The organism is Streptomyces sp. NPDC025618, from assembly GCF_055558795.1.
On record NZ_JBVHLW010000057.1, the window covers coordinates 1 to 13,440 of the forward strand.

Here is a 13,440-nt window from a genome sequence, read left to right on the forward strand (position 1 = left end):
CCCCCCCCCCCCCCCCCCCCCCCCCCCCCCCCCCCCCCCCCCCCCCCCCCCCCCCCCCCCCCCCCCCCCCCCCCCCCCCCCCCCCCCCCACCCCCGCACCGGACCCGTACCGCCGTCCGGCCCGCGCCCCGCCCTCCGGACAGCCCGCCGACCGGAAGACCGCGAACCATGCTTCGATTCCTCGCCCGCCGCTCGCTCGGCGCGATCGTGATCATCCTGCTGATCAGCGCGATCACCTTCCTGCTCTTCTTCGCGCTGCCCTCCGAGCCGGCCCTGATGTCCTGCGGCAAGAACTGCACCCCGGACGCCATCGCCGTCATCAACAAGAACCTGGGGCTCGACCAGCCGGTGCCCGTCCAGTACTGGCACTACATGACGGGCATCTTCGTCGGCCGCGACTTCTCCGTCGGCCACTGCCCGGCCCCCTGCTTCGGCTATTCCTTCTCCAACCAGCAGCCGGTCTGGGGCACCATCGTCGACCGCTTCCCGACCACCTTGTCCATCACCCTCGGCGGGGCGGCCGTCTTCCTCGTCGTGGGCGTCGGCATCGGGATGATCGCCGCGGCCTTCCGCGGCACCTGGATCGACAAGTTCTTCAGCTCCCTGTCGCTGGTCGGCAACGCCCTCCAGATCTACTTCGTCGGCGTGATCGCGCTCGCGGTCCTCGTCAGCGGGCTGCACTGGATGGACAACCCCGCCTACTACCCGATCACCCGGAACCCCGGGAAGTGGTTCATGGGGATGCTCATCCCCTGGCTGGTGCTCTCCATCATCTTCATCGCCAACTACAGCCGCATGACGCGCTCCCAGATGATCGAGCAGCTGGGCGAGGACCATGTGCGCACCGCGCGCGCCAAGGGCCTCAGCCGCCGCGCCGTCTTCTTCCGCTACGCCTGGCGGGGCGCGCTGGCCCCGATCGTCACCATCTTCGGCATCGACCTCGGGTCGCTCTTCGGCGGCGCGATCATCACCGAGTTCACCTTCAGCCTGCACGGGCTGGGGCGGCTGGCCGTCTCCTCGGTCAGCGAGACCGACCTGCCCACCCTGATGGCGGTGATGCTCGTCGGCTGCACGGCGATCGTCGTCGCCAACATCGTGGTGGACGCTGCCTACGCCCTCATCGACCCGCGCGTGCGCCTCGCCTAGGAGCAACGACACCGTGACCACATCCGAGGGCGCGTTCCTGGCCGTACGGGATCTGTTCGTCCGCTTCGCCACCGAGGACGGCGTCGTCAAGGCCGTCGACGGGCTCTCCTTCGAGCTGGAACGCGGCCGCACGCTCGGCATCGTCGGCGAGTCCGGCTCCGGGAAGTCCGTCACCAACCTCGCGGTCCTCGGGCTGCACGACCCGCGGCACACCGAGATCAAGGGCGAGATCCTGCTCGACGGACAGGAGCTGACCGGCGCGCCCGAGTCCACGCTGGAGAAGCTCCGCGGCAACAAGATGGCCATGATCTTCCAGGACTCGCTCACCGCGCTCTCGCCGTACTACACCGTCGGCCGCCAGATCGCCGAGCCCTACCGCAAGCACACCGGAGCCTCCCGGCGCGAGGCCCGGCAGCGCGCCGTGGAGATGCTCGACAAGGTCGGCATCCCCAACGCCACGCTGCGCGTGGACGATTACCCGCACCAGTTCTCCGGCGGGATGCGGCAGCGGGCGATGATCGCGATGGCCCTCGTCTGCGACCCCGAGCTGCTGATCGCCGACGAGCCGACGACGGCCCTCGACGTCACCGTGCAGGCCCAGATCCTCGACCTGCTCAAGGAGCTCCAGCAGCAGACCGGTTCGGCGATCATCCTCATCACCCACGACCTCGGGGTGGTCGCCCACACGGTGGACGAGCTGCTGGTGATGTACGCGGGCCGGGCCGTGGAGCGCGGCACGGTCCGCGAGGTGCTGCACGAGCCCCGCCACCCGTACACCTGGGGGCTGCTGAACTCCATGCCGCTGCTGGACTCCGACGTCGAGGAGCCGCTCGTGCCCATCCCCGGCACCCCGCCGAGCCTGCTCACGCCGCCGCCCGGCTGCCCCTTCCACCCGCGCTGCGGCTACGTCGCCGAGGTCGGCGGCGACCGGTGCCGCACCGAGCGCCCCGAGCTGCCGCCCGGCCGCGGCGCGGCCTGCCACCTCCCGCCCGCCCGGCAGCGGACGGCCTTCGACCGGCCCGAGGAGTCCCGATGAGCGACCAGGTGTCCGCAGGCGAGCCGCTGCTCGTCGCCGAGGGGCTGACCAAGCACTTCCCGATCATGGGCGGCTTCCCGTTCCGCCGGAAGGTGGGGGCGGTGCAGGCGGTGGACGGCATCGACCTGACCGTACGGGCGGGCGAGAGCTTCGGCCTGGTCGGCGAGTCGGGCTGCGGCAAGTCCACCACCGGGCGGCTGCTCACCCGCCTGCTGGAGCCCACGGCCGGCCGGATCACCTATCAGGGCCGCGACATCACCCACGCCTCGCGTACGGAGCTGGCGCCGGTCCGCGCCCAGATCCAGATGATCTTCCAGGACCCGTACGCCTCCCTGAACCCCCGGCAGACCGTCGGCCGGATCATCTCCGGGCCCATGGAGATCAACGGCATCCGGCCGCCCGGCGGCCGCGAGGCGCGCGTGCGCGAGCTCCTGGAGACCGTGGGGCTCAGCCCCGAGCACTACAACCGCTTCCCGCACGAGTTCTCCGGCGGCCAGCGGCAGCGCATCGGGGTGGCCCGCGCGCTCGCCCTGGAACCGCGGCTGGTGGTGGCGGACGAGCCGGTGTCCGCGCTCGACGTGTCCATCCAGGCGCAGGTGGTCAACCTGCTCCGCTCCCTCCAGCGCGAGCTCGGCATCGCCTTCCTCTTCATCGCCCACGACCTCGCCGTCGTCCGGCACTTCTCGCAGCGCGTCGCCGTGATGTACCTCGGGCGCATCGTCGAGGTGGGCGACCGCGACGACATCTACCGCCGCCCGCGCCACCCCTACACCCACGCGCTGCTGTCCGCGGTCCCGGAGGGCTTCACCGCGGGCTCGCCGGTCCGCGAACGGATCCGCCTGGCGGGCGACGTCCCCTCCCCCATCAGCCCGCCTTCGGGGTGCCGCTTCCGGACGCGGTGCTGGAAGGCGCGGGATCGGTGTGCGGTGGAGGAGCCTTCGCTTGTGCGCTTGGAAGGGAGCGGCTCAGCGCATTTGACGGCGTGTCACTTTCCGGAGCCGCCGACGGTGGAGCGCGACCGGGAGGTGATCCTGGATCCGGCGCTGTCGGGGTGACGTCCGCCGCGGGCCGACTCGCGCCTGCGGCGGGCTTTTTCCCCTACCCGCCCCTTCCCGAAAGTGGGGCTGCCGCCCCAGACCCCGCAACACGCTTCGCGCGTTGTCCTCAATCTCCCCCAGCTACCGCTGGGGGAGATTGAGGACGCGCCCGCAGGGCGCTCCCGCCGCAGGCGGCAACGAGACCCGCACCCAGCAGGCCCCCTCACCCACCCCCCGGCACAACCCCCCGCTCCTCGGCGAAGTGGCACGCCGACTCGTGTGTAGCCCCGCCACCCCCCTCCCGGAACCAGTCCGGTACCTCCAGCGGCGGCACCACCTCCGCACACTTCGCCCGCGCCTTCCAGCACCGCGTCCGGAAGCGGCACCCGGACGGCGGCGCCGCGGGCGAGGGCACGTCGCCCGCCAGCAGGATCCGGTCGCGGCGAGCTCGGGCCCGGGGGTCCGGGAGGGGTACGGCGGACAGCAGGGCCTGGGTGTAGGGGTGCGTCGGGTGCTCGTAGATCTGCTCGTCCGTGCCCACCTCCGCGAGCCGCCCGAGATACATCACCGCGACCCGGTCGCAGATGTGCCGGACCACGGACAGGTCGTGGGCGATGAAGACGTACGACAGGTCGAACTCGGCCTGGAGCCGCTCCAGGAGGTTGACGACCTGGGCCTGCACGGAGACGTCCAGCGCGGAGACCGGCTCGTCACAGACGATGATCTCCGGGCGCAGCGCTAGCCCGCGGGCGATGCCGATGCGCTGGCGCTGGCCGCCGGAGAACTGGTGCGGGTAACGGTTGATGTATTCGGGGTTGAGGCCGACGACGTCCAGCAGGTCGCGGACCTTCTGCCGCCGGCTGCCCTTGGGCGCCACCTCGGGGTGGATCTCGAAGGGCTCGCCGATGATGTCACCCACCGTCATCCGGGGGTTGAGCGAGGTGTAGGGGTCCTGGAAGACCATCTGGATGTTGCGGCGCACGGCCTTCAGCGCGCGCCCGGACAGCCCCGTGATGTCCTCGCCCTTGTAGCGGATCCGCCCGCTCGTCGGCCGTTCCAGGCTGACCAGCAGCTTGGCGACGGTCGACTTGCCGCAGCCGGACTCACCGACGATGCCGAGCGTCTCGCCGCGCCGCAGGTCGAAGGAGACGCCGGAGACGGCCTGGACGGCGCCGACCTGCCGCTGGAAGACGATGCCCTGGGTCAGCGGGTAGTGCTTGACGAGGTCGCGCACCTCCAGGATCACCTCGCCGTCAGCTCTCATCGAGGGTTTCCTTCCAGAAGTGGCAGGCGCTGGTCCGGCCGGGGGCGACGGTGAAGAGCGGTGGCCGGTCGGTGCGGCAGATGCTCTGGGCGCGGGGGCAGCGGGGGTTGAAGGGGCAGCCGGGCGGGATGGCGGTCAGGTTGGGCGGCAGCCCCTTGATCGCGTAGAGCTGCTTGCCCTTGCGGTCCAGGCGCGGGATGGAGTCGAGGAGGCCGCGGGTGTAGGGGTGGGCGGGCGCGGCGTAGAGGTCGAGGACGGGGGCGGTCTCGACGATGCGGCCCGCGTACATCACGGCGATCTTGTCGGCGACGTCCGCGACGACACCCAGGTCGTGGGTGATGAGGACGAGGCCCATGTCGTACTCGCGCTGGAGCTCGGCCAGCAGGTCCATCACCTGCGCCTGGACGGTCACGTCCAGGGCCGTGGTGGGCTCGTCCGCGATGACGAGGGCGGGTTCCAGGGCGATCGCCATCGCGATCATGATGCGCTGGCGCATACCGCCGGAGAACTGGTGCGGATAGTCGCCCACCCGCTCCTTGGCCGCCGGGATGCGCACCCGGTCCATCAGCTGGACCGCCTTGGCCCGCGAGTCCTTGCGGGTCATCCCCTCGTGCACCTCGAACATCTCGCTGAGCTGGGCGCCCACGCTCAGCACGGGGTTGAGCGAGGAGAGGGCGTCCTGGAAGATCATGGCGAGCTTGGCGCCCCGTAGGCGGCGGCGTGTCTCGGCGGGCATGGTCAGCAGGTCCTGGCCGCGGAAGAAGACCTGGCCGCCGGTGACATGGCCCGGTGGCGAGTCGAGGATGCCCATGATCGCCTGCGCGGTCACCGACTTGCCCGAGCCCGACTCCCCCAGCACGGCGAGGGTCTCGCCCTCCCGGACGCTGTAGTCGACGCCGTTGACCGCCTTGGCCACGCCCTCGCGGGTGCGGAACTCGACCTGGAGGTCGCGTACGTCCAGCAGGACCGGCTGTGCTTCCTGGTGCTCCATCCGCCCGCTCCTCAGCGCAGTTTGGGGTCGAGGGCGTCGCGCACCGCGTCGCCGAGCATGATGAACGCCAGCACCGTGATGCTCAGCGCTCCCGCGGGCCACAGCAGCATGTGCGGGGCGTTGCGGATCTGGACGGAGGCGTTGGAGATGTCGATGCCCCAGGAGACGGTGGGCGGTTTGAGCCCGACGCCGATGAAGGACAGCGTCGCCTCCAGGGCGATGTAGGTGCCGAGCGCGATGGTCGCCACGACGATGACCGGCGCCACGGCGTTGGGCGCGATGTGCCGCAGCAGCATCCGCCCGTCGCCGGCGCCGAGCGCCCGCGCGGCCTGGACGTAGTCGTTCTGTTTCGCGGTGACGACGGCGCCGCGGGCGATGCGGGAGATCTGCGGCCAGCCCAGCAGCACGATGAACCCGACGACGGGCCACACCGATCCGCTGGTGACCACCGAGAGGAAGACCAGCCCGCCCAGGATGATCGGGATGCCGAAGAAGACGTCGGCGAGGCGGGAGAGCAGCGCGTCCCACCAGCCGCCGTAGAAGCCCGCGAGCCCGCCGAGGACGCTGCCGAGCAGAGTGGCCCCGGCCGTGGCGCAGATGCCGACGGTGATGGAGGCGCGCGCGCCGTGGACCGTACGGGTGTAGACGTCGCAGCCCTGGGCGTCGTAGCCGAAGGGGTGGCCGGGCGCGGAACCGTCCTGGGCCTTGGCGAGGTCGCACTGGAGCGGGTTCCCGCTCGCGATCATCTCCGGCCAGACGGCGATCAGCACCAGAAAGAGGATGACCAGCGCCGAGACCACGAAGACGGGGTTGCGGCGCAGGTCCTGCCAGGCGTCGGACCACAGGCTGCGGGGCTTGCCCGTGGGCACGCCGGCGGTCGGCGGCGGGCCCTTCTCCAGCGTCTCCGCCTCGCTGGTGGCCAGGCTCATCGCGCCGCCCCCGGCCGGGGTGACGGCGTCCTGCGGCTCGGGGGACTCAGGCATAGCGGATCCTCGGGTCGAGCACGGCGTAGAGGAGGTCGACCAGCAGATTGGCCACCAGGAAGACGATGACCAGGATGGTCACGAAGCCCACCACGGTCGGCGAGTTCTGCCGCAGGATGCCCTGGAACAGCTGATAGCCGACGCCGTGGATGTTGAAGATCCGCTCGGTGACGATGGCGCCGCCCATCAGCGCCCCGATGTCGGTGCCGATGAAGGTGACGACGGGGATCAGGGAGTTGCGCAGCAGGTGCCGGGTGATGATCCGGCCCCGCGGCAGGCCCTTGGCGACGGCCGTGCGGATGTAGTCCGCGCGGGAGTTCTCCGCGATGGACGTCCGCGTCAGCCGGGTGACGTACGCCAGCGAGGTCAGGCCCAGCACCACCCCCGGCAGGAGCAGCTCGTCGAGCGGGGCGTCGGGCGAGACCGACGGCGAGGCCAGCCCCCATTTCACGCCGAAGAGGAACTGCAGCACATAGCCGCTGACGAAGGTCGGGATGGAGACCACGACGAGGGTGAGCAGCAGCACCGAGGTGTCCACCGAGCGGCCGCGCCGCAGCCCGCTGAGGACGCCGAGCACGAGGCCCACGACGATCTCGAAGACGATGGCGGTGAGCGTGAGGCGCAGCGTCACCGGAAAGGCGCCCGCCATCAGCTCGGTGACCTTCTGGCCGTTGAAGGCCGTGCCGAAGTCACCGGTGAGGATCTGCCCCATGTAGTGCAGGTACTGCTTCCACAGCGGCGCGTCGAGATAGAGCTCCTGGCGGATCCGCGCGGCGGTCGCGGGGTCGGGCGCCTTGTCGCCGAAGAGCGCGGCGACGGGGTCGCCCAGCGTGTAGACCATGAAGAAGATCAGGAACGTGCTGCCGATGAACACCGGGATCATCTGGAGCAGCCGCCGGATCACATACCGTCCCATGAGGGCTCCGGGGGTCGTGGCGGGAGGCCCGGTCGGGCCGGGCCTCCCGGTCCGTACGAAGGCTCGTCAGCTGACCTTGATCTGCTCGTAGACGGGCACGCTGAAGGGATTGAGCGTGACCTCGGAGAGCTTCTCGGAATAGCCGGCGCTGCCGTTCTGGTACCACAGCGGAATGGCCGGCATCTGCTCGGCGAGGATCTTCTCGGCGTCCTGGAACGTGGCGTCCGCCTTGTCGGCCGAGCTTTCCGCGTTGGCCTCGTCGACGAGCTTGTCGAACCGCGGGTCCGAGAATTTCCCGTAGTTCGACGAGGCGTCGGTGTAGTAGAGCGGTTGCAGGAAGTTCTGGATGAGCGGGTAGTCCATCTGCCAGCCCGAGCGGAAGGGGCCGGTCATCCGCTGCTCGGCGGTCTGGTTCCGGAAGTCCGCGAAGGTGCCGATGGGGTTGACGGTGCACGCCCGGTCGTTGCCCAGGGCGTTGTTGATGCTGTTGCAGACGGCGTCCATCCACACGCGGTGCGAGCCGGTGTCGACGTTGGAGGTGAGGGTGACCCGGCCGCCTGGCAGCCCGCCGCCGTCCTGGATCAGCTTTTTCGCCATGGCGGCGTCGTAGGTGCAGGCGTCACCGCACAGGCCCGATCTGTAGCCGCCCTTGTCGCCGAGGGCCGGGGAGGTCCAGTCGGTCGCGGGGGTGCGGGTCCTGCGGTAGATCTGATCGGTGATCTGCTCGCGGTTGACGGCCATGGACAGCCCCCGGCGGACCTTCTCCATCCCGGGCTTCGACCAGGCCGGGTCGTACATCGGGAAGGCCAGGGTCTGGATGATGCCGGCCGGCTGGTTGATGTAGCGGTCGCCGAGGTCCTTCTTGACGTTCTTCAGCTGCGCGCTCGGAATGTCGTCGACCAGATCGAGGTTCCCGGCCTGGAGATCGGTGTAAGCGGTGTTGTTGTCGGTGTAGACCCGCAGTTCCACGCCCTTGTTCCGCGCCTTGTCGGGGCCCGGATAGGCGTTCCACCTCAGGAGCTTCATCGACGAGCCCTTGCGGTAGGAGTCGATGACGTACGGGCCGTTGCCGATGGGCTTCTTCAGCCAGGCGGCGTGGTCCTCGAAGAAGGCCGCGGGCAGCGGGGCGTAGGCGGCGTAGCCGAGGGTGTCGGGCCAGGTGGAGAACTTCGTCCGCAGCTTGACCGTGAAGGTCCTGTCGTCCTTCACGGACAGGCCGGGGAGAGCCTTCGAGGTCGCCGTCCCACTGGCCGGGTGGACCTTTTCGTAGCCGTCGATATACGCGAAGAAGGACGCGTTCTTCTGTTTGTTGTCGATCAGGGCCGCGTAGTTCCAGGCGTCCACGAAGGACTTCGAGGTGACCTTCTCGCCGTTGCTGAAGGTCCAGCCGTCCTTGACGGTGATGGTGAAATTCTGCTGGTCGGAGGTCTCGATCCGGTCGGCGAGCATGTTCTCCGCCGCGCCGCTCCTGGGGTCGTACCGCTTGAGCCCGCGGAAGATCATGTCCAGCACCTTGCCGCCCTGGACCTCGTTGGTGTCGGCGGGCTCCAGCTGGTTCTGCGGATCCCCCCAGGAGGCCCGCACGACCCCGGCGCCGTCGCTGCCGCCTCCCCCGCACCCCGACGCCACCAGCGCCATCGCCACCACACAGACGCCCCACCGGACACACGCGACTCCCCGCATGGGGCCCTCCTCGTCCTCAGCCTTGCTTAGGACGAGATAACACCCCATATGGTGACTTCATGAGGCTCTCTGGGTGCCGGGTGGCGCAGAAACCGCCCGTATGCGTGAGTGCGGGCACGCGTGAACGCCGGGCGGGCCGGAGATCCGGCCCGCCCGGCGTTCACGGGGACCAAGGCCCGGGACGGATCCCGGCCCGGGGATGTGCGGACGGCTACGCCGCCGGAACCACCTGCCGCTCCTCGGCGAAGTGGCACGCCGACTCGTGCGCGGCCGGGGTGTCCTTGCCCTGGTAGACCTCGGGGATCGCGAGCAGCGGGAGCTCCTCGGCACACCTGTCCTGCGCCTTCCAGCAGCGCGTGCGGAAGCGGCAGCCGGACGGCGGGTTCGCCGGGGAGGGCACGTCGCCGGTCAGGATGATCCGCTCCCGGCCCTCGCGCGCCTCCGGGTCGGGCACGGGCACGGCGGAGAGCAGCGCCTGGGTGTAGGGGTGCGTCGGGTGCTCGTAGATCTGCGCGTCCGTGCCGATCTCGGCCATTTTGCCGAGGTACATCACGCCGACCCGGTCGGAGATGTGCCGGACGATGGACAGGTCGTGCGCGATGAAGATGTAGGAGAGGTTGAACTCGTCCTGGAGCTTCTCCATCAGGTTGATGACCTGGGCCTGCACGGAGACGTCCAGCGCGGAGACCGGCTCGTCACAGACGATGATCTCCGGGTTGAGCGCGAGGCCGCGGGCGATGCCGATGCGCTGGCGCTGGCCGCCGGAGAACTGGTGCGGGTAGCGGTTGATGTATTCGGGGTTGAGCCCGACGACGTCCAGCAGCTCCTGCACCCGCTTGCGCCGGTCGCCCTTCGGGGCCACCTCGGGGTGGATCTCGAAGGGCTCGCCGATGATGTCACCCACCGTCATCCGGGGGTTGAGCGAGGTGTAGGGGTCCTGGAAGACCATCTGGATGTTGCGGCGCACGGCCTTCAGCGCGCGCCCGGACAGCTTGGTGATGTCCTGGCCCTTGTAGAAGACCTCGCCCGAGGTGGCCGTCTCCAGGGTCATCAGCAGCTTGGCGACCGTCGACTTGCCGCAGCCCGACTCGCCGACGATGCCGAGCGTCTCGCCCCGGTAGAGGTCGAAGGTGATGCCGTCGACGGCCTTGACGGCGCCGACCTGCCGCTTGAAGAGGATGCCCTGGCTCAGCGGGAAGTGCTTGACCAGATTGCGGACCTGGAGGATGGGCTCGCCGCGGTCCACGGGAGCGTCGAGAACCGCCTCGACCTCCGCGGTCGTGCTCGCGTCGGTGGCGACGACCTCGGAGACATTGGGCGTCGCCTCCGCCACGGCCGTGTCCTTCTTGCCGGTCTCAGCCATGGATCGTCTCCTTCCAGAAGTGGCACGCGCTGCCGCGGCCGGCGAGCGACGCGCCGTCCCGCTCGGTCACCTGGTGCAGGGCGGGCACGTCCGTACGGCAGATGTCCTGCGCCTGGGGGCAGCGGGGGTTGAACGCGCATCCGCTCGGGATGGCGAGCAGGTTGGGCGGCAGCCCCTTGATCGCGTAGAGCTCCTGCCCCTTCTGGTCCAGGCGCGGGATCGAGTCCAGCAGGCCGCGCGAGTAGGGGTGGGCGGGGCGCTTGTAGAGCTCGTGGACGGGCGCGGTCTCGACGATGCGGCCCGCGTACATCACGGCGATCTTGTCGGCGACGTCCGCGACGACACCCAGGTCGTGGGTGATGAGGATCAGGCCCATGTTGAACTCGCGCTGGAGCTCGGCCAGCAGGTCCATCACCTGCGCCTGGACGGTCACGTCCAGGGCCGTGGTGGGCTCGTCCGCGATGATCAGGTCGGGCTCCAGGGCCAGCGCCATCGCGATCATGATGCGCTGGCGCATACCGCCGGAGAACTGGTGCGGATAGTCGCCCACCCGCTCCTTGGCCGCCGGGATGCGCACCCGGTCCATCAGCTCGACGGCCTTGGCCTTGGCGTCCTTCTTGGACATCCCCTTGTGCACCCGGAACATCTCGCCGAGCTGATAGCCGACGCTGAGCACGGGGTTCAGGGAGGAAAGGGCGTCCTGGAAGATCATGGCGATCTTGGCGCCACGGATCTTCCGCCGCTCCTCGGCGGACATCTTCAGCATGTCCTGACCGCGGAAGAGGATCTCACCCTGCGGGATCTTCCCGGGCGGCATGTCGAGGATGCCCATGATGGCCTGCGCCGTCACGGACTTGCCGGAGCCGGACTCGCCGAGCACGGCGAGCGTCTCCCCGGAGTCCACGGAGTAGTTGACACCGTTGACGGCCTTGGCGACGCCGTCGCGGGTGTGGAACTCCACGTGCAGGTCACGGACTTCGAGCAGCGGAGCGCTCTTCTTGCCGTCGGCCGGGCGCTGTTCCTCGGCGCCTGCCGTCTTTTCGATAGTGGTCACGTACGCCTCCCTCAGCGCAGCTTGGGGTCGAGGGCGTTGCGGACCGCATCGCCGAGCATGATGAAGGCCAGCACCGTGATCGAGACCATCAGCGCCGGGAAGAGCAGGACGTGCGGCGCGTTGCGCAACTGGTCCTTGCCCGCCGAGACGTCGATGCCCCAGGAGACCACCGGGTCGGCCAGGCCGATGCCCAGGTAGGACAGGGTGGCCTCGGCGGAGATGTAGCCACCGAGCGCGATGGTCGCGACCACGATCACCGGGGCGACCGCGTTCGGCAGGATGTGCCGCAGCAGGATCCGGCCGGTGCCGGCGCCGAGCGCCTTGGCGGCCATCACGTAGTCGGCCTGCTTGCAGGAGATCACCGAGCCGCGCATGACACGGGCGATCTGCGTCCAGCCGAGGACGATCAGAGCGCCGGAGACGACCCAGACGGAGCGCACGTCGAAGGAGGTGAGCACGACCATGGCGCCGAGGAGGAACGGGATGCCGGCGAAGATGTCCGTGAGGCGGGAGAGCAGGCTGTCGAGCCAGCCGCCGAAGTAGCCGGCCAGCATGCCCACGAAGCCGCCGAAGAGGGTGACGGCGGCGGTGACCACGACACCGACGATGACGGAGGCGCGAGCACCGTAGACGAGCCGGGCCCAGATGCTGCGGCCCTGGCCGTCGTAGCCCAGCCACTCGGCCGAGAAGAACTTCCCGTACTCCGGGTCCTTGAGGAAGGCGCCCTGCAGATTGCCGTCACGCGGCGAGGCGTCGGTGAACAGGCTCGGGAAGCACGTCATCACCAGAAGCAGCAGGATCAGCACGGCCGACGCCACGAACAGCGGGTTGCGGCGCAGATCGCGCCAGGCGTCGGACCACAGGCTGCGCGGCTTGCCGGTCTTGCTGCCGGCCTGGCTCCGGGGCGCGGCCTGCTCCTCGGCGGCCGGGAGGGTGGCGGTGCCTTCGGTTGCCTCAGGCATAACGGATCCTCGGGTCCAGGACCGCGTAAAGCAGGTCGACGATCAGGCTGGCCAGGAGATAGACGATGACGAGCAGCGTCACGATGCCGGTGACGGTGGAACCCTCGTGGCGGTTGAGGGCCTCGTAGATGGCGCGTCCGACACCGTTGATGTTGAAGATGCCCTCGGTGACGACGGCGCCTCCCAGCAGGGCGCCGAGGTCGGTGCCGAGGAAAGTCACCACGGGGATCAGGGAGTTGCGCAGCAGATGGACGCTGACCACACGGCGCCGCGGCAGGCCCTTGGCGACGGCGGTGCGGATGTAGTCGGCGCGCATGTTCTCCGCGATGGAGGTCCGGGTCAGCCTGGTGACGTACGCGAGGGACAACGAGCCCAGCACGATGGCCGGCATGAACAACTGCCCGAAGTCCTCGGAGTTCTGGACGGTGGGCGTCAGCCAGCCCAGCTTCATGGCGAACAGGAACTGGAACGCGTAGCCGAGAACGAAGGACGGCACGGACACCAGCAACAGGGTGAAGAAGAGCACCCCCTTGTCCAGCCAGCGGTCGGCGCGCAGACCGGCCAGCACACCGAGGCTGATGCCGACGACCACGGTGAAGACGAACGCGAACAGCGTCAGTCGGATCGTCACCGGGAAAGCGTCGGCGATCACGTCGGCCACGGGTCTCTGACTGGCGATCTGGGTACCGAAGTCGCCCTGGAACAGCCCGCTCAGGTAGTTCCAGTACTGGTGCCAGAGCGGCAGGTCGAGCCCGAGGTCGTGCTTGACACGGGCGATCTGCGACGGATCGATGGCCTGCTCTCCCCACATCGCCCGCACCGGGTCACCGGGCAGGGCGTGCATCATGAGGAAGATCAGCAAGGTTGACCCGAGGAAGACCGGGATCATCTGGAGCAGTCGCCGCGCGACATAGCGCCCCATGGTGCCTCCATATGGATTACGACGGCACAGGCGGCCGCCCCGACAGCGGGGCTGTGGGGGCGGCCCCCGGCGCCTTCCCGCCC

Annotated in this window: 12 protein-coding genes; 3 read left to right on the top strand and 9 right to left on the bottom strand. The window is 69.6% G+C overall.

Annotated elements, in window-relative coordinates; all coding sequences use genetic code 11:
* The first annotated feature begins 168 nt into the window (after positions 1 to 168).
* The 3 genes from ACZ4A5_RS29135 to ACZ4A5_RS29145 are packed head-to-tail and all read left to right on the top strand — an operon-like array spanning position 169 to position 3,237.
* A complete protein-coding gene (locus ACZ4A5_RS29135) occupies positions 169 to 1,146 on the top strand; it encodes an ABC transporter permease (protein ID WP_467590652.1) in 978 nt (325 codons plus the stop codon).
* A gap of 13 nt (positions 1,147 to 1,159) precedes the next feature.
* Complete coding sequence (locus ACZ4A5_RS29140) at positions 1,160 to 2,182, top strand: ABC transporter ATP-binding protein (protein ID WP_467590655.1); 1,023 nt, start codon at positions 1,160 to 1,162, stop codon at positions 2,180 to 2,182.
* Positions 2,179 to 3,237, top strand: coding sequence for an ABC transporter ATP-binding protein (locus tag ACZ4A5_RS29145; RefSeq protein ID WP_467590658.1), 1,059 nt, complete (start codon positions 2,179 to 2,181; stop codon positions 3,235 to 3,237). The genes ACZ4A5_RS29140 and ACZ4A5_RS29145 overlap by 4 nt, the downstream gene beginning before the upstream one ends.
* Before the next feature lie 205 nt (positions 3,238 to 3,442).
* On the opposite strand, the gene ACZ4A5_RS29150 is transcribed toward ACZ4A5_RS29145, so the two are convergent.
* From ACZ4A5_RS29150 to ACZ4A5_RS29190, 9 genes are all read right to left on the bottom strand, one after another.
* Positions 3,443 to 4,483, bottom strand: a complete 1,041-nt coding sequence (locus ACZ4A5_RS29150) for an ABC transporter ATP-binding protein (protein ID WP_467590660.1) — start codon at positions 4,481 to 4,483, stop codon at positions 3,443 to 3,445.
* Entirely contained in the window at positions 4,473 to 5,474 is a 1,002-nt protein-coding gene (locus tag ACZ4A5_RS29155) for an ABC transporter ATP-binding protein (RefSeq protein ID WP_467590663.1), read from the bottom strand. The genes ACZ4A5_RS29150 and ACZ4A5_RS29155 overlap by 11 nt, the downstream gene beginning before the upstream one ends.
* A gap of 11 nt (positions 5,475 to 5,485) precedes the next feature.
* Entirely contained in the window at positions 5,486 to 6,457 is a 972-nt protein-coding gene (locus ACZ4A5_RS29160) for an ABC transporter permease (protein WP_467590665.1), read from the bottom strand.
* Positions 6,450 to 7,373 carry an ABC transporter permease gene (locus ACZ4A5_RS29165; protein ID WP_467590668.1) on the bottom strand — a complete coding sequence of 308 codons (924 nt, stop codon included), beginning with the start codon at positions 7,371 to 7,373 and terminating at the stop codon, positions 6,450 to 6,452. The genes ACZ4A5_RS29160 and ACZ4A5_RS29165 overlap by 8 nt, the downstream gene beginning before the upstream one ends.
* A gap of 66 nt (positions 7,374 to 7,439) precedes the next feature.
* Positions 7,440 to 9,056: a peptide ABC transporter substrate-binding protein gene (locus ACZ4A5_RS29170; protein WP_467590671.1), complete on the bottom strand. Its 1,617-nt coding sequence runs from the start codon at positions 9,054 to 9,056 to the stop codon at positions 7,440 to 7,442.
* Between the two features lie 211 nt (positions 9,057 to 9,267).
* Positions 9,268 to 10,419, bottom strand: coding sequence for an ABC transporter ATP-binding protein (locus tag ACZ4A5_RS29175; protein WP_467590673.1), 1,152 nt, complete (start codon positions 10,417 to 10,419; stop codon positions 9,268 to 9,270).
* Entirely contained in the window at positions 10,412 to 11,473 is a 1,062-nt protein-coding gene (locus ACZ4A5_RS29180; protein ID WP_467590675.1) for an ABC transporter ATP-binding protein, read from the bottom strand. The genes ACZ4A5_RS29175 and ACZ4A5_RS29180 overlap by 8 nt, the downstream gene beginning before the upstream one ends.
* A gap of 11 nt (positions 11,474 to 11,484) precedes the next feature.
* Positions 11,485 to 12,435, bottom strand: coding sequence for an ABC transporter permease (locus ACZ4A5_RS29185; RefSeq protein ID WP_467590677.1), 951 nt, complete (start codon positions 12,433 to 12,435; stop codon positions 11,485 to 11,487).
* On the bottom strand, positions 12,428 to 13,357 hold the full coding sequence (locus ACZ4A5_RS29190) for an ABC transporter permease (protein WP_467590678.1): 930 nt from the start codon (positions 13,355 to 13,357) through the stop codon (positions 12,428 to 12,430). The genes ACZ4A5_RS29185 and ACZ4A5_RS29190 overlap by 8 nt, the downstream gene beginning before the upstream one ends.
* Positions 13,358 to 13,440: the final 83 nt, after the last annotated feature.

What these genes read in the sequence shown, in the direction of transcription:
- ACZ4A5_RS29165 (WP_467590668.1), bottom strand. Translation starts at nt 7,373, where the DNA reads ATGGGACGGTATGTGATCCGGCGGCTGCTCCAGATGATCCCGGTGTTC.
- ACZ4A5_RS29185 (WP_467590677.1), bottom strand. Translation starts at nt 12,435, where the DNA reads ATGCCTGAGGCAACCGAAGGCACCGCCACCCTCCCGGCCGCCGAGGAG.
- ACZ4A5_RS29170 (WP_467590671.1), bottom strand. Translation starts at nt 9,056, where the DNA reads ATGCGGGGAGTCGCGTGTGTCCGGTGGGGCGTCTGTGTGGTGGCGATG.
- ACZ4A5_RS29160 (WP_467590665.1), bottom strand. Translation starts at nt 6,457, where the DNA reads ATGCCTGAGTCCCCCGAGCCGCAGGACGCCGTCACCCCGGCCGGGGGC.
- ACZ4A5_RS29150 (WP_467590660.1), bottom strand. Translation starts at nt 4,483, where the DNA reads ATGAGAGCTGACGGCGAGGTGATCCTGGAGGTGCGCGACCTCGTCAAG.
- ACZ4A5_RS29135 (WP_467590652.1), top strand. Translation starts at nt 169, where the DNA reads ATGCTTCGATTCCTCGCCCGCCGCTCGCTCGGCGCGATCGTGATCATC.
- ACZ4A5_RS29155 (WP_467590663.1), bottom strand. Translation starts at nt 5,474, where the DNA reads ATGGAGCACCAGGAAGCACAGCCGGTCCTGCTGGACGTACGCGACCTC.
- ACZ4A5_RS29145 (WP_467590658.1), top strand. Translation starts at nt 2,179, where the DNA reads ATGAGCGACCAGGTGTCCGCAGGCGAGCCGCTGCTCGTCGCCGAGGGG.
- ACZ4A5_RS29190 (WP_467590678.1), bottom strand. Translation starts at nt 13,357, where the DNA reads ATGGGGCGCTATGTCGCGCGGCGACTGCTCCAGATGATCCCGGTCTTC.
- ACZ4A5_RS29175 (WP_467590673.1), bottom strand. Translation starts at nt 10,419, where the DNA reads ATGGCTGAGACCGGCAAGAAGGACACGGCCGTGGCGGAGGCGACGCCC.